The sequence below is a fragment of the Rhizobium sp. P2_G9 genome (assembly GCF_056403475.1).
The window spans coordinates 102,085-123,028 of sequence record NZ_JBFUFK010000014.1; the positions used below are offsets into that span (position 1 = coordinate 102,085).

The 20,944-nt window shown below is 59.8% G+C and carries 19 protein-coding genes and 1 pseudogene; 12 read left to right on the plus strand and 8 right to left on the minus strand.

Going from position 1 to position 20,944, the window contains the following annotated elements:
• Window positions 1-160 precede the first annotated feature (160 nt).
• Together AC1DYF_RS13770 and AC1DYF_RS13775 are read left to right on the plus strand one after the other, a co-directional pair.
• Window positions 161-682, plus strand: coding sequence for a sigma-70 family RNA polymerase sigma factor (locus AC1DYF_RS13770; protein ID WP_477877289.1), 522 nt, complete (start codon window positions 161-163; stop codon window positions 680-682).
• A complete protein-coding gene (locus AC1DYF_RS13775; RefSeq protein ID WP_477877290.1) occupies window positions 679-1,335 on the plus strand; it encodes a ChrR family anti-sigma-E factor in 657 nt (218 codons plus the stop codon). Before AC1DYF_RS13770 ends, AC1DYF_RS13775 begins: the two co-directional genes overlap by 4 nt.
• A gap of 460 nt (window positions 1,336-1,795) precedes the next feature.
• Here AC1DYF_RS13775 and AC1DYF_RS13780 read toward each other — a convergent pair whose 3' ends face one another.
• The 5 genes from AC1DYF_RS13780 to AC1DYF_RS13800 form a co-directional block, all read right to left on the minus strand.
• The gene (locus AC1DYF_RS13780) at window positions 1,796-2,413 is read right to left on the minus strand and encodes a hypothetical protein (protein ID WP_477877291.1); all 618 of its coding nucleotides are present in this window, start codon (window positions 2,411-2,413) and stop codon (window positions 1,796-1,798) included.
• Window positions 2,392-2,955 (minus strand): type II secretion system protein GspM, encoded by a 564-nt coding sequence (gspM, locus tag AC1DYF_RS13785; RefSeq protein ID WP_477877292.1) that lies wholly within the window; start codon window positions 2,953-2,955, stop codon window positions 2,392-2,394. Before gspM ends, AC1DYF_RS13780 begins: the two co-directional genes overlap by 22 nt.
• Window positions 2,952-4,094, minus strand: a complete 1,143-nt coding sequence (locus tag AC1DYF_RS13790; RefSeq protein ID WP_477877399.1) for a PilN domain-containing protein — start codon at window positions 4,092-4,094, stop codon at window positions 2,952-2,954. Before AC1DYF_RS13790 ends, gspM begins: the two co-directional genes overlap by 4 nt.
• 2 nt (window positions 4,095-4,096) lie before the next feature.
• Complete coding sequence (locus AC1DYF_RS13795; protein ID WP_477877293.1) at window positions 4,097-5,788, minus strand: GspE/PulE family protein; 1,692 nt, start codon at window positions 5,786-5,788, stop codon at window positions 4,097-4,099.
• Window positions 5,789-5,955: 167 nt separating this feature from the next.
• Window positions 5,956-6,855: a ferritin-like domain-containing protein gene (locus tag AC1DYF_RS13800; RefSeq protein WP_477877294.1), complete on the minus strand. Its 900-nt coding sequence runs from the start codon at window positions 6,853-6,855 to the stop codon at window positions 5,956-5,958.
• Between the two features lie 585 nt (window positions 6,856-7,440).
• On the opposite strand from AC1DYF_RS13800, the gene gspD reads away from it, so the two are divergent.
• The 8 genes from gspD (at window position 7,441) to AC1DYF_RS13840 (ending at window position 14,331) form a co-directional block, all read left to right on the plus strand.
• Window positions 7,441-9,468: a type II secretion system secretin GspD gene (gene gspD / locus AC1DYF_RS13805; RefSeq protein WP_477877295.1), complete on the plus strand. Its 2,028-nt coding sequence runs from the start codon at window positions 7,441-7,443 to the stop codon at window positions 9,466-9,468.
• A complete protein-coding gene (locus AC1DYF_RS13810; RefSeq protein ID WP_477877296.1) occupies window positions 9,465-10,031 on the plus strand; it encodes a prepilin peptidase in 567 nt (188 codons plus the stop codon). The genes gspD and AC1DYF_RS13810 overlap by 4 nt, the downstream gene beginning before the upstream one ends.
• A gap of 64 nt (window positions 10,032-10,095) precedes the next feature.
• The gene (locus tag AC1DYF_RS13815; RefSeq protein ID WP_477877297.1) at window positions 10,096-11,307 is read left to right on the plus strand and encodes a type II secretion system F family protein; all 1,212 of its coding nucleotides are present in this window, start codon (window positions 10,096-10,098) and stop codon (window positions 11,305-11,307) included.
• Window positions 11,308-11,318: 11 nt separating this feature from the next.
• Window positions 11,319-11,774 carry a type II secretion system major pseudopilin GspG gene (gene gspG, locus AC1DYF_RS13820; protein ID WP_477877298.1) on the plus strand — a complete coding sequence of 152 codons (456 nt, stop codon included), beginning with the start codon at window positions 11,319-11,321 and terminating at the stop codon, window positions 11,772-11,774.
• Window positions 11,752-12,222, plus strand: a complete 471-nt coding sequence (locus AC1DYF_RS13825) for a pilus assembly FimT family protein (RefSeq protein WP_477877299.1) — start codon at window positions 11,752-11,754, stop codon at window positions 12,220-12,222. The genes gspG and AC1DYF_RS13825 overlap by 23 nt, the downstream gene beginning before the upstream one ends.
• Window positions 12,219-12,665, plus strand: a complete 447-nt coding sequence (locus AC1DYF_RS13830; protein WP_477877300.1) for a prepilin-type N-terminal cleavage/methylation domain-containing protein — start codon at window positions 12,219-12,221, stop codon at window positions 12,663-12,665. Before AC1DYF_RS13825 ends, AC1DYF_RS13830 begins: the two co-directional genes overlap by 4 nt.
• Window positions 12,662-13,432 carry a PulJ/GspJ family protein gene (locus AC1DYF_RS13835; protein WP_477877301.1) on the plus strand — a complete coding sequence of 257 codons (771 nt, stop codon included), beginning with the start codon at window positions 12,662-12,664 and terminating at the stop codon, window positions 13,430-13,432. Before AC1DYF_RS13830 ends, AC1DYF_RS13835 begins: the two co-directional genes overlap by 4 nt.
• Entirely contained in the window at window positions 13,429-14,331 is a 903-nt protein-coding gene (locus tag AC1DYF_RS13840) for a type II secretion system minor pseudopilin (RefSeq protein ID WP_477877302.1), read from the plus strand. The genes AC1DYF_RS13835 and AC1DYF_RS13840 overlap by 4 nt, the downstream gene beginning before the upstream one ends.
• A gap of 342 nt (window positions 14,332-14,673) precedes the next feature.
• Here AC1DYF_RS13840 and AC1DYF_RS13845 read toward each other — a convergent pair.
• Window positions 14,674-15,027 (minus strand): annotated as a pseudogene (locus AC1DYF_RS13845) (IS5/IS1182 family transposase); the annotation flags it as partial.
• A gap of 138 nt (window positions 15,028-15,165) precedes the next feature.
• Entirely contained in the window at window positions 15,166-15,930 is a 765-nt protein-coding gene (locus tag AC1DYF_RS13850; protein ID WP_477877303.1) for an EAL domain-containing protein, read from the minus strand.
• A gap of 246 nt (window positions 15,931-16,176) precedes the next feature.
• Between AC1DYF_RS13850 and AC1DYF_RS13855 the strand changes: the two genes are divergently transcribed.
• Window positions 16,177-17,175, plus strand: coding sequence for an IS5 family transposase (locus tag AC1DYF_RS13855; RefSeq protein WP_477877304.1), 999 nt, complete (start codon window positions 16,177-16,179; stop codon window positions 17,173-17,175).
• Window positions 17,176-17,305: 130 nt separating this feature from the next.
• On the opposite strand, the gene AC1DYF_RS13860 is transcribed toward AC1DYF_RS13855, so the two are convergent.
• A complete protein-coding gene (locus AC1DYF_RS13860; RefSeq protein WP_477877305.1) occupies window positions 17,306-17,986 on the minus strand; it encodes a hypothetical protein in 681 nt (226 codons plus the stop codon).
• Window positions 17,987-18,095: 109 nt separating this feature from the next.
• Between AC1DYF_RS13860 and AC1DYF_RS13865 the strand changes: the two genes are divergently transcribed.
• A complete protein-coding gene (locus AC1DYF_RS13865) occupies window positions 18,096-20,897 on the plus strand; it encodes a CHAT domain-containing protein (RefSeq protein WP_477877306.1) in 2,802 nt (933 codons plus the stop codon).
• Window positions 20,898-20,944: the final 47 nt, after the last annotated feature.

The following is a 20,944-nucleotide window of genomic DNA, read 5'->3' on the forward strand; positions in this document are numbered from 1 at the left end:
GCGTAAGGGGTGCATGACATGCGCGATGCCGCTCCAGAACGGTTCAGACAAGCGATCGGAACCTTGTGTTCCGAAAGGGCGAGCACGCGTTGCAGACGGAGTACGCAGCAGCGTGACTGGGGAGCAACCTGGACTTGACCCGGAGACCATCAATCAACTGATGGCCCGTATCGCCACACATCGTGATATTGATGCTTTCGAGAGCCTTTACCGCTACTTCCGTCCCAAGGTCCGCTCCTACATGCTAAAGGTGACGAAGGACGTCGCAGCCGCCGATGAACTCACCCAGGAAGCGTTGGCAACCGTCTGGATGAAGGCAGCTCAGTTCAAACCGGATCTGGGTCAAGCATCGACCTGGATTTTCACTATCGCACGCAATTTGCGGATCGATGCGTTACGTCGAGGACCGCGGCCGGACTTTGATGATGAGGATCCGATGCTCGCCCCCGAACCGATCGAGCCGGCCGACGTGGGATACCAACGCGTTCAGGAAGCCGAGCAAGTCAGAAACGCCATCAAACACTTGAAGCCTGAGCAGATACAAGTGCTGGAAATGTCGTACTTCGAAGACATGACGCACTCAGCGATTGCGGAGACATTGAACATTCCGCTTGGCACGGTCAAATCAAGGATACGAATGGCATGCGAAAGACTGCGACTGTCTCTCGGGGTCACGATATGACGATTACACATCACCTCGACGATGAATTTTTGATGCGCTATTCAGCTGGCACCCTTTCCGAGGGCTGGAGCATCGGCGTCGCCACGCATTTGACAATGTGCCGGTCCTGCCGCAGCAGGCTGCGAATCTACGATAGTATCGGTGGGTACTTGCTCGACCGGGAGAGTGCCGATCTGAGAGCAGACGATGGCTGGACGGCAATCAAGCAACGAATTCACGCCGGCGAGATGGAAAACGTGGTGCCTCTTCGTATGGACCGGGAGCATGGAGATCCTTTGCTGCCACACCCGCTCTCTTCTTACGTTCGGGAGCAAGGCGGGTTGAGATGGCGGAGTTTGGGGCGCGGACCGTCGCAGATGATCATCCCGACGAACGATCCGACAACGACAGTCAGACTGCTCAAAGTGCCTGCAGGTCAGCCGGTGCCCGAGCACAGTCATGGAGGGACCGAATTCACACTCATTCTCGATGGGAGTTTCACCGATGAGGTCTCGACATTTCGCCGGGGCGACGTCGAACTCGCTGACGGCAGCCTGATGCATACGCCGAGCGCGCATTCTGAAATGGATTGCATATGCCTCGCCGTCACCGATGCGCCGCTCAGATTCAAAAGTCGTCTCTTGCGCCTTCTACAGCCGATGTTGGGGATCTGATTACCATTTTCATCGCCGACGGCCGCCGGCGCTGTCCGCCAAGGAATGTCTTGAACCCCGGCCGGAGACGGCCCTGCCCAACCTTTCAGTTAAGCGGCACGGTGATATGATCGAAAACTCATGCATGACAACCCATTCGTCGAGCATGAATGCCAGATCCGGCTGCACTCCCACAAGGCCTAGACTTTCGGCTTCGCATGCCGGCACCCCCGAAGCCTACGCCTGCGGCGTCGAGGGAAGTGACGCGACATCGTTGTCAGTGCGGCAGACGACACTCTCCTGCATCGACAAACCCACGGCCGCCTTTCGAATTGCGTCACCTTAGTTATCGCCGATGAAGCGGGACATGGGTTGTGGAGATGCAAAACTTTCGGCATTCTTAGACATTAGACGCAAATTCCTCAGCAATCTAGCCGTTCAAGCGGTTGAGACAACGCCATCTCCCTCACGCAATAGATGCTTACTTCACGCTGGAGCCGAAGAAATCTACTAAATCCTGCTTATGGCGTTTGTCCCCGTCGCAATTGATTCCGGCATGGGCGCAATCGCCATAGTTGCTTTTTGTCGACGACACAGTCGCAGGGGACCGAACGTCGTTCGCAGAGGCGCTGGTCTTGTCGTTCCGGTCCTGCCTGGCAAACAGATCGTAAACCCGTTTGTCGCCGTCCTTGCTCATCGCCAGCGCGTCTGCCTCGATCGAGTCGACATGCCATTCATCGAAGACGTCACCAACGCCGAGGGAATGCAGGATCCCGTCGCTATTGTCCTTTATTCGGGCGGTCGTGCCTTCGGGGGTCACGCTGATCCCGAGCAGCCTGATGGAGAAGGTGTCCGCCGGTTGCGGCGTGGTCGCCTTCTCATCGTCGTGCTGATCTTGTGCCGCCCGCCGGTCGGGCGAAAACAGTGGGCGCTCGATGAACGACTTGAACGATGCAGGGTCGAGTTTCGAAAGCGGATTGAGCGCGATCGCGGATCGCAAAGTTTCGCTTGCAGCGGCATGCAAGGCTGCGAGCGTGCAGGCTACGGATAGCAGGGTGGTGAGGGCGCGCCAAAACCTCATGCCGGTTTGACCTTCCATCTGCCCTTCACGGCAAGATCGATCCGTAGCATTACGGCTTTCGCTTTGTCGCCATCGCTGGCGTTCAAGCGACGCATCGAGAGAGTATCCACATCGAGCAGCGGAACACCGGTCTCGATACGATAGAGGAGCTGAAGCAGGCCGCCATTGTCGATATCCAATGTCGCCTTTATCTCCACGATATCGGCCCTATCCGGATTGTCGCTGTCCGTCGGGTCGACCGTCGAGGTTTCGATCAGGTGCCCTGATGAGGCCGATGTCGCATCCACGAGGAGCTGTTGAAGATTGGCGCTGGCAAGCGACCGTGATGCCCCCTCGATATAGATGGCGGAACGGTTCTGCGGTTTGTCTCGCTTCGCCGCGGCGGCCAGACGTCCCGCAAGCGCAGTGATCTGGATCTTCTTTGCCGCAGCGTCGAATCCGGCATCTGCAGCATCGAGAAAATTGAGAACGCCGAGCCCGGTCAGAATGACGGGAAGACCGATGAAGACGAGAACCGCCGACAGCCGCAATAAGGATCCGCTTTGCACTGTTGTCGTCATTGTGATGTCTCGCTCGGGACAGGAAGCGCGCCGGTGATGTCAAACCGGTCCCTGCCGTCGGCCTCACGTGTCACCGGGGCAGAGAACCGGGCGTCGGACAGACCAGCTTTCGACTGCAGGATTTCGATCAAGGAGGACGCCTCGGTCGACGTGCCGGCAATCCGGACGCTACCCGGCTGGATATCCATCTCGTCGAGATAGGTATTGTCCGGCAAAGCGGCGGCCAGGCGATCAATGAGTGAAAGCTTGGTATCGTCGGCTTGCTTTTGCTGGATCAGTGTCAGGTCGCGTTGGCGTTCCGCCGAATTGCCTTCCCCTTCGACCATCTTCTGGCGTATCTGCGCCAGTCTCGCATCCAGGTCGGCGAGCTGTCGATCGCTGTCGAAAAGCACAAACACCGACGCGCCATAGACCAATCCGGAAAGCAGCAGCGCTGTTGCAGCAATGATGCCGACAAACCGACGCTGGGCGTTCCGGCTGGTGTCGTTTCCACCCCTGAACAGATCAATCCTGAGTGGACGCTCGGCCGGCTCCTCGGCCGATCCCATCCGTGATGGCGCCAGGCCGAGGGCGGCGAGCTGCCCGACCGATTTTGCCGCGACATCCCTTGGCGTGGCCGTGAACGACACTTCGAATTGTCCGTCGGCACCGGGCTTCGCAGACACCACATAGCCGTAGAAAACCTTTTCCGGCTTCCAAGGTGTGAGCCGATCGAGGCGGTTCTCGATGATCTGTTCGAGATAGTCCAAACCGCTCATCGGCACTTTTATTGCCGTCGACGTCGTGAGATCGGCGGGTAGACGCAATTCCAGGTCTGCGCCCTTGATCGACATCTGCCGACGGGCGCGTTCATCTATTGCCGCGCTGTTGCCGACCAGCGTCAATCGGCTGGCATCGGCGCGATAGAAATCGATTTCGCCCGACTGCGACTGCAATGCGATCCAGCGCCTGCGGCGCAGAAGTCGGGCGGTGACCGGTTCGACCGTATCGGCGAAAGCGGCAAGCAGGTTCGAAAAAACGCGCAGGAACGTCGAGTGCCGCCCAGGTTTCGCCGGCCCGCCGGCCGATTTGGGACGATCGGCCTGAGGGCCGCTGCCAGGCGGCGCCGAGGCCACGAAGGACTTGCTGTTCAACTCCATGGTCAACCTGTCGCTCGCAGGATTTCCTCGATCGTCGTCAGTCCCTTGGCGCATTTCTGCAGGCCGTCTTCGATCATCAGGGTCATGCCCGACCCACGCGCCATGTCGGCGATGACCTGGGTGTCCGGCTGCTGGCGGATGCGTCCTCTGAGGCTCTCGTCGACGCGCATGACCTCGAAAATGCCGATCCGGCCGCGATAGCCCGAATTGCCGCAAGCCTCGCAGCCAACCGCGGCATGGAAGTGAGCGCTGGCATCCACCGCAATGCCCCTCGCCTCGGCGAGAGCATGCGCCCGACCGGCCGCTTCCCCGTCCGGCGACCTGCAGCGCTCACAGAGCCGACGCACTAGCCTTTGCCCGAGCACGCCGCGCAGGCTCGACGCCAGCAGATAGGGTTCGACACCCATGTCGACCAGGCGGACGACGGCGTCACTGGCCGAATTCGTGTGCAGCGTGGTCAGCACCAGATGCCCCGTCAACGCGGCCTGGACGCCGATGCTGGCCGTTTCCCGGTCGCGCATTTCGCCGACCATGATGATGTCGGGGTCGTGCCGGAGAAACGAGCGCAAGGCTGTTGCAAAGGTAAGGCCGATCGACGGCTTGACCTGCGTCTGGTGGATGCCGGCGATCTGGTATTCGATCGGGTCTTCCACTGTGACGATTTTTCGGCCGGGATCGTTGAGTAGCGAAATTGCCGTCGCCAAAGTCGTGGTCTTGCCGCTGCCGGTCGGACCGGTGACGACGACGATGCCATGCGGCTCGGCCAGCAGCCCTTCGAAACTTTTCTGGTCCCTCGGCGTCATGCCGATGCGGCCGAATTCGAGCAGCCGCGTGTCGCGCAGAAGGATTCGGACGACCGCCGTCTCGCCATGCATGGTCGGCATGATCGCAACACGCAGATCGGCTTCGGCATTGCCGATGCGCAGATTGGCACGGCCATCCTGAGGCAGGCGTCGGTCGGCGATATCCAGCCCGGCCAGGATTTTCAAACGTGAAATGACGGCGGGCGCGAGGTTCAGCGGCAGGCGCTGGTCGCGCCGCAAATATCCGTCGACTCTGAGGCGCACGCGCAACTGATCCCGCTCGGTTTCGAGGTGAATGTCGGTTGCGCCGACGCCGACTGCCCGTTCCAGGATCTCGTCGATGATACGCACCACCGGCGCGCCACGCGCCAGATCCTGCATCGATTGCGCGGTCTCGGCGAGCGCATCTTCGGGCGCGGGTTCGATCGCTCCGACGGCGAACGCGTGATTTTCACGCTCCGCAATGCGCTCGAAAAGCAGGTCGATTTCTTCGAACGAAATGACTTTCACGATCGGAGCGGTGCCGAGCGCCAGTTGAAGCGCCTGGATCACGCCTTCGCGGCCCGGATCTGCGATTGCGACGGCAACAGTGCCGCGGTCCTCGAACGGATAGACAAACTGCTCGCGCAGATAGCGTTGGGACAGATCCCCGACGAGCGGCGGAAGCCTGGATATTTCGTCGAAACTTGTTCGTGGGATGGCGTGAAATTCAGCCAGCGCGTCAGCGATCTCCTTTGCCGTCGCGACGCCGGCGCGCCACAATTCCTCCGCTGTCGACGAGGCTGTTTGAGCGGGCGCACGCCCGTTATTGGCCGGCTGCGTGGTGCCGCGGCTCGTCAGATAGTCAAGAAACGTTATCTGGCCGTCGGGCTGAGCCACTTGAGCGTCCATGAACCCGTTTTCTCCCCTCATCGCATGATGCGGCTTGTCGGCTTTCATTGATAAAGCAGCGGGACATTGCGCCGCTGGCAAATATTGTCCATCGGCGCCCCTGACCTCAGAGCACGAAAGGCGGCCAGCACGTGCCGGCCGCCTCGATGAGCGAAATGTGTGCCTGATCAGCTCACGGCGCCATTCAAGCCCTTGGGGAAGAAGCTTGCATTGCTGGCGCTGTCGCCGAGATAGACGATGTTGAGCACCTGCTGCGGCGTGCGGCTGAAGGCAATGCCGTTGGCGTCCGTCGGGACGATATTGACCTTGCTCTTGGTGCCGATACCCTGGTCGAGATCCGACTTGCCATCGAGGGAATCGCGCGCGTTGGAGATGGCCAAGGCTTCCTTGTAGAAGCCGCCGCCAGCGAGCAGGGTGCGGATTTCGCCTGCATGATAGGCCTCGACGGCCAGGATGCCTGCGGCTGCTTCCAGATAGTCCTTGTTCGAAATGAACCGGGCGGCGCCCTTATAGGCCGTCACGCCGACGTCTTCGAAGATGAAGGCGGCAAGCAGGAAGTTGTTCTGGTTGGCAAAGGCGTCGAAATCGGCCTTCGGTCCGATCAGGCCAGCTGCACGCGCCGCGGCGGTGAAGCTCGTCTTCAGGTTGATGGCTGGACGAGCAACTGCAGACTTGCCGAGAGCAGAGCGCAGGAACTTTACATGCGCCTCTTCGTCGCCGGCGATCTCCTCGGCGAATTGCTGACCGATCTTGGTATCGAAATTGACCTTGCTGCCGCCGGTGACCCCACCCAGCTTGCCCTTGCCATCGATGTCGCCGTTGGAAAGCCCGTTTCCGGTTGTCGCACGGAGATAGAATTCCGCCTCGAGATATTCGAGGTTCAGCGCGAAATTCAGGATCGTCGGATCGTCGATGGTAGCAGCTTCAGCTTCGGACGCGTGACCGACCAGTTTCAGCGTTGCCGCACCGGCGGCAAGCAAGCCAGCCGTTTTCAGGAAGGCGCGACGGCCTGCCTCAAGGTCAATCTTTGCGACGCTCGTCGAGTTCTCATGCGTTTCGTTAGTCATGGTACCTCCCCCTTGGGGTTTGAGTAACTAAGCTGCAGATCGGAGCAAACCAATGTTCACCTGCAAAGTAATACCTCCGATCAATTCGAAGTATTTTTAAGCAAAGCGAACACATTACGCAAAATCATCGACTTTGCGAGGCGATTGTACTGAAATCTACGAAGGTTTACCTCCACGGATAACCGACGAGAGCCATTACGAGATTGAATGATAAAAGTTTCGCCATGCCGAGAAATAAATGATCACGATTTTGTGATGCCATGAACAATTTTCACCGCTTCGAGATTTTCTTACTTTTTCGATGGTAAATTAGCATTTTTATTGGGATAAACTGATCCGACTCCGTCGCCCTTGCGTAGGCAATAATCGCGTAGCGCGTGCTGCGGAGGAGCAATTATTAAAGTGCGTATAATCCTTCAAATTTGTCGTGCCGCCCTGTTGCCTGCTTGTGTGCTGCTCGCGGCATGCCAGGGCAATAATGCAGATCCGGGCAAGAACTCGGTTTTCGCAAACGGCCTTTTCAGCGATCTGACACCCAAGGATCCGAACAGGTCGCGGGGACCGAACAGTTTCTCGACCGGTCAATTGCGGCCCGGCAATAAGCGGCTGACGCAGGACTACCCGGCGGAATTCGGCCTGACGCCGGTGGACACGACCGATGCTTCCACCGCCGGCCAGTACACGCTGAACTTCGAAAATACCGATATCAAGGAAGTCGCGCATGCGATCCTCAATGACGCGCTGCATGTCAACTACACGATCAGTGGCGACGTCTCCGGCCCGGTCACCATTTCGTCGGCCCGCCCCGTCAGCCGCGACGCGCTTCTGTCCGCCCTCGAGGCGTCGCTTTCCTCGTTCAACTTTTCGTTGGTGAAATCCGGCGACAGCTATCGCATCACCGCCAATGGAATGTCGGTGGGCACGCTCGATCGCGGGCGCATCACGACGCCAGGCTATGGCGTTTCGATCATCCCGCTGAAATTCGTGCAGGCCTCGACGATGTCGGATCTCATCTCCGGCTTCGTCGCCCAGGCGGAAGGGCTGAAAGTCAACATTGCCGGCAATATGATCATCGTGCGCGGTTCCGGTCCGCAACGCGCCCAGGTCGTCGATGCCGTGTCATCCTTCGACGCGGATTTCATGCAGAACCAGCGAGTGTCGATCTTCCGCCTCGTGCAGGCCAAGCCGGAGGATGTTGTTCCCGAACTTGAGCGCATCTTCAACGTCAAGGGTGAAAACGGCCTGATCCAGTTCCAGCCGATGAGCCGCATCCGCGGCGTGATGGCCATTTCGAAGAATCCAGCCTTGATCCGACGCGCCGAAACCTGGGCACGGCGCCTGGACCAGGAAGATCCCGATACGAACCAGAACGTTGTCATCTACAAGGCGAAGTACCGCAAATCCGATGAATTGGCGCGCGTGCTGACCACGCTCTTCACCACGGCTGCTGCAACGACCACCCCGACGACGTCGACCACGCCCACCAACGCTGCCGCATCCAGTACGCCGACCTTCAACACGCCGACGAACGGGCAGACGCCGCAGAGCACCACCACATCGCAGAACACCCAGTCAACGTCGCAGACCACCACAGCGAGCAATCCGGCGGATCGCATTGCCTCCGCCTTCAGCGACAGCACGACGCCGACAACCGAGCTTTCGACCGGGCCGAATGTCGTTGATCTGACTTCCGGTGCGACCTCGGCACAGCAATTGCGGATAAGTTCGGACCCGACAAACAACTCCGTGGTGATTTACGGCGATTCAGAACTGGCCGCCCAGGCGCTGGCCACGCTGAAAAAGCTCGATGCTACGCCCACCCAGGTTTCGGTCAATGTGACGATCGCCGAGGTCCGGCTCAACAACGAGCTGAAATATGGCGTGCAATATTTCCTCAAGAGCCGCGACCTAGGCCTGGGCCGCAACCGAGGCTCTCTCAGCCTGATCAACCAGGCAAGCAACGCCATCAGCAAGGATACGCCCGGCCTGAACTTCGTCGCCGGGGCCGACGCCAATCCGGATGTGATCATTTCCGCCCTCAACACGTTGACGGATGTCGAGGTCCTCTCGGCGCCGACGCTTGTCGTGCTGGAAAACCAGACGGCTACCCTGCAGGTCGGCGACGAAGTGCCGATCACCACACAGCAGTCGCAGAGCACGGAAAGCGGCACCGCGCCGCTGATCAACTCGGTCGAATTCAAAGACACCGGCATCATCCTCAACGTGACGCCGCGGATCGGGCAGAACGATGCGGTCACCATGGACATCGATCAGGAGATTTCCAACGTCGTCAGCGGCTCCAACACGCTGACGCCGACGATTTCCAAGCGCAGCATCAAGACCCAGATTTCCGTCAACAACCAACAGACCGTGCTTCTCGGCGGATTGATCAGCGCCACGACGGACAACTCCAAGAGCGGCGTGCCCGGGCTGATGCGTATTCCGGTCGTCGGCGATCTCTTCTCGTCCACGTCCAAAACCAAGGGGCGAACCGAACTGATCATCATGATCCGGCCGGTGGTCATTCGCGATGCACAGGACGCGGCGGACGTGGCGGAAAATCTGCGGTCGCAGATGTCGGTGATCAGGCACCGGAGCATGGATCAAAAATGAGCAAGGTGTTCAGCCATGTCGAACTCGGTGCGATGTTCGGGAGCCTGGTGCTCGCGAGCTTCGCGTCGCTCGACGGCTCGCTGCACGACTTTGCCAATCCGCTCCTGTCGGCGATGGCCCTGATCATGGTTGTCTGGATCGCCGGCCACGATTTCAAGGATTTCACCATCCCGGATGGTCCTCTGGTTTGCCTCGCCATGGTTGGGATCGCGGTCCGGTTGACCGGCCGGGGTGAAAGCCTCGGCTGGACGGCATTATTGATCCTGGTCGATGGCCTGGCCTGTGGCGGCGCCTTCTGGCTGGTGCGGGAAGGATTTTTCCGCTTGCGCGGCTATGACGGGCTCGGCTTCGGCGATGTGAAGCTTGCCGCCGCCGGCGGTATCTTCGTCGGTTCCCTCGGACTGGCCTGGTCGGTCTTCCTTGCCAGCGCCGTGGGACTGCTCTGCGCATTGGTCTTCATGCTCGTCCTGCCGCGACAGCGCCTCGACAAGCTGCCATTCGGCGCCTTGCTGGCGCCGGCTCTTTGGCTGGTGTCGTTTTTCGATTTGAGGCTTGCCTTGTGACCCGCCACGCAAACCTTCAAACCGATCTCATTGCGCAAGCACCCGCGAGACGGGAGCCCGTCGAATGACGCTCTTCGAGTATCGCGCCATCAATGCCAGCGGCAAGATGTTTGTCGGCACGATGGAAGCCGAGACACCCGCCGATGTCAGCTCCCAGCTCGACCGCGCCGGGATCACCACGATATCGATGCGCGAGAAGACCGGCCGTGACGAAGGAACATGGCGCGACTGGCTGACCATCGACCCGGGCTCCGAGGAGATCACCGGTTTCACCGTCGATCTGGCGATGCTGCTCAAAGGCGGCGTCGCGCTCGACGAAGCGCTGGTCATCCTGACCCAGATGGAGACGCGCCGCTGGCTGGTCAAACTCATCCGGGACATTCATGTCGACCTTTCGAGCGGAAAAAGCCTTTCAAAAGTCCTGGCCAAGCATCCGAAGCTGTTTTCGCCGCTTTACATCAAGATGGTCGAGGTGGCGGAAATATCTGGGCGGCTGGAGCCAGCCCTGACCAGCATTGCCCAGGAACGGCAAAGGACCGAGCGGCTGCGCAAGCGGCTGATCTCGGCGATCGCCTATCCCGGCTTCCTGACGGTCGCGGCCTTCGGCGTCCTCGCCTTCGTATTGCTCTATATCATCCCGCAATTCGAAGGCGCGATCGCGGGCTTTCGCAGCAAGATCAGCCCCTCGGCGCTGTTCGTCTTCCAGCTGTCCGAATGGCTGCGCGGCAATGTCGACAATGTGCTGATCGGCATCGCCGTCGTGCTGGTCGTCTTCGTCGCGATAAAGCGCTTCGGGCAGAAACGCTCGGTCTGGATAAACATCCTGACTGTCCTGCCGTTCACCTCGCGCGTTGTGTCCTACCACATGACGCTGAGTTTCTGCCGCACCCTGGAAATACTGCTCGCCAACGGTGTCGACATCTCGACCTCGCTGCGCCTCATCCGCGGCATCGTCAACACGCCCAAGGCCGGTGCGAAAATCGATGCGGTCATCGCCGACGTCCGCGGCGGCAAGCGCCTGTCGCAATCGCTGGCGAGCCAGACCCTGCTGCCCGGTCACGTCGTCCAGATGCTGCGCGTCGGTGAGGAAGCCGGCAATCTTGGCGACAGCGCCGGCAGGATCGCCGGTTTCTATGAAGGCAAGCTCGATACGGCCCTGGGGCGGCTGACCGCGATCCTTGGGCCCGTGATGATGATGGGCGTCAGTGTCCTGATCGGCTGGCTGATCCTGTCGATCATGAGCGCCCTGCTCAGTATCAACGATGTTCTGGCGTGACGGAGAAGACGATGACTGCATCGACCCGATTGATACGAGCGCCCGGACGCGGGCTGCGTGACCGGCATAGCGGATTCACCCTGGTGGAATTGCTCGTCGTGCTTGTCATTCTCGGCCTGATCATGGCGCTCGTCGGTCCGCGCGTTCTGGGCTATCTCTCCAGTTCGCGCACCAAGGCGGCGTCGCTGCAGCTCAGCTCGTTCAAATCCTCGCTCGATCTCTACTATATCGATGTCGGCCGCTATCCGTCGAAGAGCGAGGGGCTGAAGGCGCTGGTGGACAAGCCGCCGGGCGTCGACGGCTGGAACGGACCCTATCTGCAGCAGCAGACGGTGCCCCTCGACCCCTGGGGCAATGCCTACCAATATTCTGTTCCCGGCACCAAAGGTCCCTACCGCATCCTGACCTACGGCGCCAACGGCACCACGGGAGGCACCGGCGCGGATGCCGACATCGCGACCGAATAAGATCCACGGACCGTGCCGACGTGATCGCCGCGGCGGCTTCACGCTGGTGGAAGTCGTGCTGGCCATGTCGATCATGGCCATGCTCGTCGCGCTAGGACTGCCATTCGTCAGGCCGCATATCGGCATGGCCGCACTTCGCTCGAAAGCATTCGAGATCGGCGTGCTTCTGAGGGCAGACCGCAACGCCGCGCTTCGCACAGGTCTGCCGGTCACGGTCTCCGTGGATCTGGCTGCTCAACGCGTCCTGTCGTCAAGACAGAGGGCGCAAATCCTGCTGCCGACGGCGATTCTGCTTCGCACCCAGCCGCGAGACCTGCATGGCGTCGAGTTCCTGCCCGATGGACATGCGAGCGGCGGACGCCTGTTGCTGATCTCGGGCAACCGTGCCGTGGCAATCGACGTCAACAGCCTTTCGGCCGCGATCGATGTCGTGGATATCTCCCAATGACGAACGAAAACCGGTGTCACGCAATGTCGGATCGGCCGCGGCGCGCCCCACGGCGAGCCGGCTTCACCCTGATCGAAGTGCTTGTCGCCATCGCCGTGCTCTGCGTCATTGCCCTCGCCATCCAGCGCGCCGTGGTGGTTGCCGTCAATGGCACCGAACGGGCCGACCGGCATATTGCAGCCGAGATGGTCGCGCGGACATTGTTGAGCGGGCCTCTTGGTGCTGGAACCGATGCCACTCTGTCCAGGAGTGGCAAAATGAACGGATTTGCCTGGACGCTGCGCTTCCAGCCGCTCGACAGATCCTTTCCCGGTGTCGCCTCCGACGGCACCGCGCTTCAGTGGCGACCGGTGCGGATGCTGGTCAGCGTCGGACGATCGGCCGGCACCAGGCCGGATATCAGCATCGAGACGATACGGCTGGTGAGGATTGCATCGCAATGATGGCAATTCCATCTCATCGCGCCAAGCGAGGACCGCCCGCACGGGACCGGCGAGACGGCTATATCCTGGTCGAAGTCCTGGCGACGATGACCATCAGCGCGCTCGTCCTCGTCGGCTTGGTGTCGGTGATGTCCCTGGTCATGCGGACATCCGGGCGAACCGGTGCCGCCAGCCAGGAAGTTGAGGACCGAGGCCGCATCGTCGCGGCGTTGACGCGCGAGATCGAGGGTATCCGGCCGATCCGCTGGGCGGGTCAAAATCCAGGCTTCGTCTTCCAGGGAACGGACCACGGCGTGGTCTTCGCCCGACGGATTGCACTGCCCGACGGCACTGCCGACGATCGYGTGGTCTTCCTGCAAGGCAATCAAAAGCAGTTGATCCGCAAGGACGTGCCGTTGCTGCCCGGTTACCAGGGCTTCGTCGACCTGCCCACCAACGGTCAGCCGGTTCTGCTTCAGGCTCGCTACACCATTCGCTTCGCCTATTTCGCACGCTTGGACGGCGGGCAGGAAGCACTCGTCCCGGCGTGGACACGCACGGATCAATTGCCGGTCGCGATCCGCGTGTCGCTTGTCGATGATCGCGGCTCTCCCATCACGGCAACCCGCATTGCCGTGCATGTGGACGCAGAGCCTGGATGTGCTGCACCTGGGCACGGCGTTTGCGGGCTATACAAGGTCGCTGCCACTGACGATGGCAACACGCCGGCAACCAGCAAGCCGGTCGATGCGGAAGACAGCCTCGGCTGGCTGCGGTACGCCCAATGAAGCAGCTTCGCGAACGCATTGGCTCAAGCCAGGGCTTCGTGCTGATCGCAGTGCTGAGCGTGATGGCGCTTTTGTCTGGCACCGTGATCGCCATGCTACTTCTCTCTCGCACGGCGATCGACTCGGCCGATATTGCAAACTCGAAACTACGCGCCGATGCATTGACGCAATCGGCACTCTCACTGGCCAGCTTCGAATTGCTTGTGCTGAAACTGCCGATGGACAAGGTCGACAACCAGCAGATCCGCCTCGACCAGGGGATCATCAGCCTCAATGTCACCACGGATGCGGCCAAGGCCGACCTCAACGGGTCGAGCGCCAAGCTGCTCGCTGCCGCCTACCAGGCGTCGGGCCTGAAGTCCCTGACGCCGCAAAGCTTCGCAGCACGCGTCGCAGACTGGCGCGACGCCGACGACACTGTGACGGAAAGCGGAGCTGAAAGCAGCTACTATCTCGCCGCCCACATAGACTATGGCCCACGCAACGGGCCGTTCCGCTCGGTCGACGACCTTCGTTGGGTCCTCGGAGTCTCCTCTTCCGATATCACAACGCTGCGCAACTATGTGACGGTCTACAATCCCCGAGGTCGACTCGATGCGTTCTCGGCCGCCCCTGTCCTTATAGCCGCGCTGCCGGGGGTGACCTCCGAGGTCGTGGCCGATAGTCTGGCTGCCAGAGCCACCCGCACCAGTTCGAGCATCGCCAGCCTTGATGACACATTCCTCGTGCAATCATCGATGATCGACACGGAACTGCCCAGGACCTACCGTGTCAGAATTTCGCTTCAGCCACACGGCGCCCGCCCGGTAGTGATCGAGGTCGTGATCTGCGCTGGCGTCTTTGCCAATGACGCTTATGAAATTCTCAGCTGGAACGACCATCCGCGCCCGGGTGGCTGATCGACGGAATTAGTGCTGTCGGTAACAGGGATGGGATCGATCGAACTCGTGGTTTGCAAGCAGTTCGTCACGCGCGGCAGCACGCACCGGCGGGACCGGATTGCAGAACCGATCCGCATCCAGCTTCATCTGAGACGAGATTTCGCGCGCCACGCGCCGCGCGGCTGGCCGCACTTCAGCGCGCAGATCGATCAGCGCTATACGTCTGGCGAGGTACCGAATTTTGGTCTCCGATACAACAAACAGAGCTGCATCACCGCCGATATAGGCCACCCTATAGGATCGCTGCTGACCGAGGATGTTTTCTTCGACCTTGTATGCCACCGCGCCGGGACCTAAAGCCAGCAGGCCATCGCGGTTATCCATCAGTCCGTGGACCATGAGAAACAGCTTCGTCTCCTTACCCTTGCCTTTTCTTGTAAACCCTGGCGTCCGGGTCGGTCTTCGAGGCATGCGTCTTGCTGGAGCGCTTCTCGCCGTGGAAATCCGCTTCTTCATTCCGACCGCCGCCATACGTCGGCGGAGCGTCGGAACCGTTCTTCGACTTGACGCTCGTCATCGACGCCCAGGCCTCAATCAGCTAGCCATCGACAGAGAATGGTCGCTAGACAACAGCCGCTTGACCTTGGGCTGGATCAGAATCGCATTCAAGAACTTCGCCGCGATGCCGCCTTCGAGCAGCCGGTCCCGGTTCTTCCAAGGGGTAGCCCTCGAGCGATGCGGCGTCGGTCGCCGGACCCGTTCAAAGTTAAACTGCTTAAGCCGATGTCAAAATAGCTAGATCATCCCCCGGCTCCTATCAATGGTGGCGGCGAACGAAATGCCAGGGATCGACTATGCAGCCTGAGAGGCAATTCCGAGCCGACTGGGTGACGCCAAAGATTGGAAGGCCGGCTTCGCCAAGAAATATCCCTGGACGAGTTTCACACCCAGATCCTCAAGTGTGGCCAATTCTCCAGCAGTTTCAATACCTTCGCATAAAGGTGTGATGCCAAGGTCATTCAGCATGTTCAAAGTGTGCTTGACCACGGCGCGCCTAATGATATCGATATCGATGTCGCGGATTAGATCCATATCCAGTTTCACGATGTCAGGCTGGAACTTGGTAAGCAACGAGAGCCCCGCATGCCCGGCGCCGAAATCGTCAATCGCCGTCTTAAATCCAATTTCCCGGTACGTGTGCAATATGTTGAGGACGTGCTTGGTATCGAGCACCTCATTTTCGGTAAACTCAAACACAATTTGGTCTAGGGGGAAGCCAACCTTCTCAGCGGTCGCCAATGTGAGGCGAATGCACGCTTGCGGCTCGTAAACCGCATTCGGCATGAAATTGATGGAGAGCTTAATATCCTCTCCCTGCGGAAATAGCTGCGCTGCCAGCTCAATTGCCTTGACGCGGCACTGCTGATCGAACGCGTATCGGTTGACCGGATCGACATGTGCCAACACACTGCCCGCTCCCTCGCTCCTCGGGCCTCGAACCAAGGCCTCGTGGCCGAATATTCTCCCGGAACTGATGTCCACTATCGGTTGAAACGCCATTGAGAACTGTGTTTCGAAATTCTCACCGCGCCGGCATCCTTCGCAACCAATTGCCATTGTCTTTCCTTCTGACCACGAACTTCTAAGTCCGCAATTGTCGCGCCGGAATGTAAATAGACAGCTAAGCGAACAATGGCTGTGTAGCGATCGTACGTTAGCGCACGCGGCTTTGGATTACAGCGTGACATTGGATCGTCGATTGACTGAGAGCCCGAAGCTGCTGACGGAGCATTGGTGCACGGACCAAATTTCAACATTTTGCATCTATGCTGCCGGGATCGAAAATTGGTTGATTGATCCAGCATGCCGCACAAACATAACGCCGCCCGCCGCCATCACATCGGTAAAATGAAGTTCAAGGTGACGAACTGGGCGGAGTATGAGGCGGGCCTTCGCCGCCGTGGCAGTTTAACCCTTTGGATAACGCCGGAAGCGCTGGCGGGCTGGGCAGCCCCACGTCGCAAAACGCGCGGTGGTCAGCCACTCTATTCGGATCTGGCGATCGTAACTGCTCTGATGCTGGGCATGGTGTTTGGGCTGCGTTTGCGCCAGAGCGAAGGGCTTCTGAGTTCGGTGCTTGATATGATGGCATTGGATTTGCCTGTGCCCGATCACACCACTCTGAGCCGACGGGCCAGAACCTGGAAGCCATCGGCCAGAAGCAACGACCGGCAGCATGTGGCGGATGGCCCCATTCACGTTCTGGTCGACAGCACCGGGCTGCAGATCTATGGCGCCGGCCAATGGTTGGAAGAAAAACATGGCGTAAAGTCCCGCCGCAGCTGGCGAAAGCTGCACCTGGCTGTTGATGCCGACAGTGGCGAGATGATTGCACATAGTCTGACAGATCAGGAAGTCGGCGATGTCTCGCAGCTGGAGCCATTGCTTGATCAGATCGACGATGAGATCGACCAATTCACTGCCGATGGAGCCTATGATGGCACTCCCACCTACGACGTTGTTCTGCGTCACAGTGCAGGCGCAAGGGTCGTCATTCCACCGCGCTCGAACGCGGTTGAACGACCCAACGCCCAAGCATGCTGCCAGAGAGACGATCACATAGCATCCATGCAGATAGACGGCCGCCTTAAATGGCAGGCATCTACAGGCTATGGCAAACGAGCTTTGGTTGAAACCGCGATGGGTCGATACAAAGGCGTCATTGGACCGCGGTTGCGCGCCCGGTCATCCCTTGCTCAGCAGACAGAGGCTGCGATCAGCGTCACCATCCTGAACCGAATGCTTGCCTGTGGACGCCCGAAATCCGTTCGTTCCCAAGCCTCAGCGGGAGCAACCAAATGAGCGGCCTATCAAAGACCAAATTCCGCACGTTTGCTGATCCCCGCACCAACGCCGGCTGGCAGCTTTCGGTCGCCCGGTCGATAATACTGGTGGTCGCCTCGCGTTTCACGTGGCTAACGAAGTCTGCCCACTAACGCAGTTCCGATAGTTCGATCGTGGTGCCATTTTGCGTCGCTGTAAGCCGGTCCGTCCATCGGCCAGCTGCCGGATAGATGCCAGTAAACAACGCCACGTAGTCATCTTCATTGTTCTTGAGGATGGTGGCGATCGGTTGGAGAGCGGCCGTTGCAACACTAAGAGTCTCTTCGACAATAGTTTCTGCCGGATTGGAGACGAGCTTCACTAAAACCTTCGCTAGGGAATCGTCGTTTGACAGCTGATCATGTACCTTAGCCATGACTTGGCCGATGTGCCGCAGTCCACGATCAGCGGTGCATACAGTGATGTATACGACAAGCCCGCCGGTGATTGGGCGCGCGGGAAATATCGGCGCACCATCGCCAAGGGAAAACACGATCTTCTCGCCATGCTTGACGCGGAATACCGCGCCCGCGGGAACTTCCTTCGGGGGCAGAACGATTGGTTTGTTCTTGCTAAGGTCGAATGCGATTGAGAGGAAGTAAACGCTCTGCCCACGACCGAGGAAATTCCAGAGGCTATCCCAGGCACCCGTTACGGTTAGCGATCGCAGGGCGAGACCGCGCGGCGTCTCGGAAGAACCGACAGAGACTATCCCTTTTTTTGCACGCTGATGTTGCAGAAGGTCGCGAGGAAGACCTACGGATATACCACCCACGATTTCGCCGGACATCATCATCTCCGCTTGTTTTGCACCACTCTTAGCCGCATTATATCGTAAATGTCCTCGACGGCGCACGCACTTTCTGGGTCTTGTCGCCGCCTAACAACGAGGTCCTCCGATGTCGCCTGTTGCTCAGAGCAGAACGCACCTGCAGGCCGCACTTCGCCGCGCGGTTGAGGCCCATTCAGTGAACCAGTCGCCGACAACGCTTGAAGCGCTCATCCACGCGTATAAGCAATTCATCGTTGTTCTGGACGAGACATTGGTCGAGCACGGCAATGCCGTCCTCGATCTTGCAAAGTTGCTTGGCGAGCGCTGGGCAAAGACGCGCTCCGGTGCTGATTGGGCAGAGGCCGAGTCGTTGATCGACGACTTCCGCGCACGCATTCCGCGATCCGATTGGCGCGAACCGCTCTACGTCCTGGCCCAAGGCGTCCTTCGGTACCAGCGTGCCGACGCGACCGGGCTACCGGAAGACGCTGTCGATGCCGCGGGCAGGCTAGAAGAAGCACGGGCCGAAGTGCGTGCGAATTCGTTTGTCTACAACTTATCCTGCACGTTCTTGGCTGATCTTCGACTGCGCCGATTTGAGGCGGATGGCAATCCGATTGACCTCGAGGCGGCGCTACGCGACGCGGCTGATATATTGGAGGCGGATCGGGCTTTTCCTTGGCAAATCGTTTGGGCAGCCAAGATTTTTGCGCGGGCAGCAACTTTGCACGCAGAAGCGACAGAAACGGGCACGTATCTGGACGTTGCCGTGCAGCAGGCGCGCCGAGCCCTTTCCTTGTCGCGCGACGAAGCGCAGTCGACTGACTTGCATGCCGCTTTGGCATCGACGTTGCGTGCACGCTTTCAACGCGATCGGAATATGGCGGACATTGACGGCGCGATCGCCTCCTATAACGCGGCGCTCGTCCCGCCGGGTCTACCCGACGACATACGAGCTGCACGGCTGGATAATCTGGCCAACGGCCTGGCCGACCGTTACGCAGTCCGTCCCGAGGACGCCGATCTTGACCTTATGATCGATTCCGGCCGGAACGCCTTGGCTTTGTGGTCACTTGATTCGCCAAAGCGCGCGCTGACATGTGCGAATTTTGCGTCAACGCTCCTCGCGCAGTGGCGAACGCGCCGGGAATTGAACGTTCTTGCTGAGGCGCGCCACATCATCGAGAGCGGCTTAGGGATTGAAGACACTCCGCTCGCCTTGAAGTTCCGGCTTTACGGGCAATTGCTTGGCGCGTGCCTTGAATTGGATGCTGCCGAAACCGGCAACTACCTCGATCGGGCGATAAAGGCGGGCAAGATCGCGCTCGGTTTATCCGGACTATCGGAGCAGGATTCTCCCGTTATCTATCGACTGGCCGCTCACGCGCGATGGAGCAAGATCGCCCGCCGCCTTGCAGGTGCTCTCGTCCTTCGAGCGCAGCGCGATGGGCGCTTGCATGATGCAGACTTGCGGTGGGCCGTCGCCGCTGGCGAAGCAACCAAAGCCCCGATACTCACACGGGCATTGCTCCGAAGAACGTTGCCTCCGCCAGCCGGCGCCTCGGAAGGCGACCTTTTCTTTGAACGGCAGGTGCTAGCGGAGATCGCCGTGCATGATACGCACGATATTGTTCCTCCGTCGGCGGTCAGCGATAAGAGATTTCTTCGACGGATGGCGCGTCGTCGCTCCTGTTGGATCGCGCTCCAACGCGTATGGGATGACATAGCGGCGACCGGCCCAGAAGGTGAGCAATATGTCGGAATGCGACGCGACCTGCCTGCCGCATTGGGCGCTGCATTGGAGAGGCCACCCGAAGGCTGGCTGCTGCTTTCGATCCTGGAAACGGAAGCGCTTTCGCCGGCCGGCGACTGGCAGTCGGGCTTCTGCATAATCGCATTGCCGCCAGGAGCAGGACGACCAACGGTCCTGTGCTCCGGTACGTCAGAACAGATACAGGAGACCCAAAACCTCTTCGTCGAACAGGTGCTAAACGTCGCCAATATCAGTTCCGGCTCTGAGACCTGGTGGCGGGCGTTCGGCTCGCTTTTGAAGGGAAAACAAGCGAACGCGGAGTTTCAGATCATGGTGTCGGCGACGGCGCGAAGCCTGAACCTTCCATGGCAGCTTCTACTGGAACGGTCCGGCTGGCGCTCGACCGAAGGCACCGTCCCGCCGGTCACTGTGGTGCCGACGCTCGTGCTCGCAGCCATACAAGAGGCTGACAATCATGAAGGATGGCATGTGGTTCGCAACGCAGCCGAACATTTCGGGCTCCCTGACTTTCCAGATGTTGCCGAAAGCGTGCGCGTTGGAATGCCGTTGCCAACGGCGCCCACGAGGCAAGCGGCGATAGTCGGAGATCCCTTGGCCGACCTTACAGAGGCAAGCGACGAGGCCGTCGTCCTTGGGCGCATGTTTGAGGTGGAGCCTTTGACGCGCGAACGCGCGAACAGAAAATCTGTCCGAGAAGCGTTCAGAAGCGCACGCCTTGTCCATATCGCAGCCCATGCGAGCTTTGACGCAGACGACCCGCTCTCGAGCGTCCTCCATCTCGCCGACGGTGACGTCTCGGCCCGCGACCTCGTTGGGACATGGAGCACGTCGGAGTTGGTGGTGTTATCGGCTTGCGAGAGTGGTGCGGGAGCACCGATCTTGGGGGACGAAGTTCTCGGGTTGGCAGCCGAACTGCTGAGGTCTGGCGTGCGGAGTGTCGTCGCAAGTATATGGCCGGTGGACGACGCTGCTACGGCATTTCTGATGGAGTCGTTCCATGCAGCACGAATGAAGGGCCTCTCGAATGCTCGAGCGTTAGCGAAGGCCATGTCCGCGACGCGATCCGAGCCGGGGTGGAGCCGGCCCTATTATTGGGCGGGTTTCGTGTTGGTGCAGCCGCATGATGTTCGTGAGAGCCTATACGGCAGCGCTTGACTCCGGCGCTAGTGTCCAAAAGCGGGCTTGGCGCTGGTGAGGCTGAA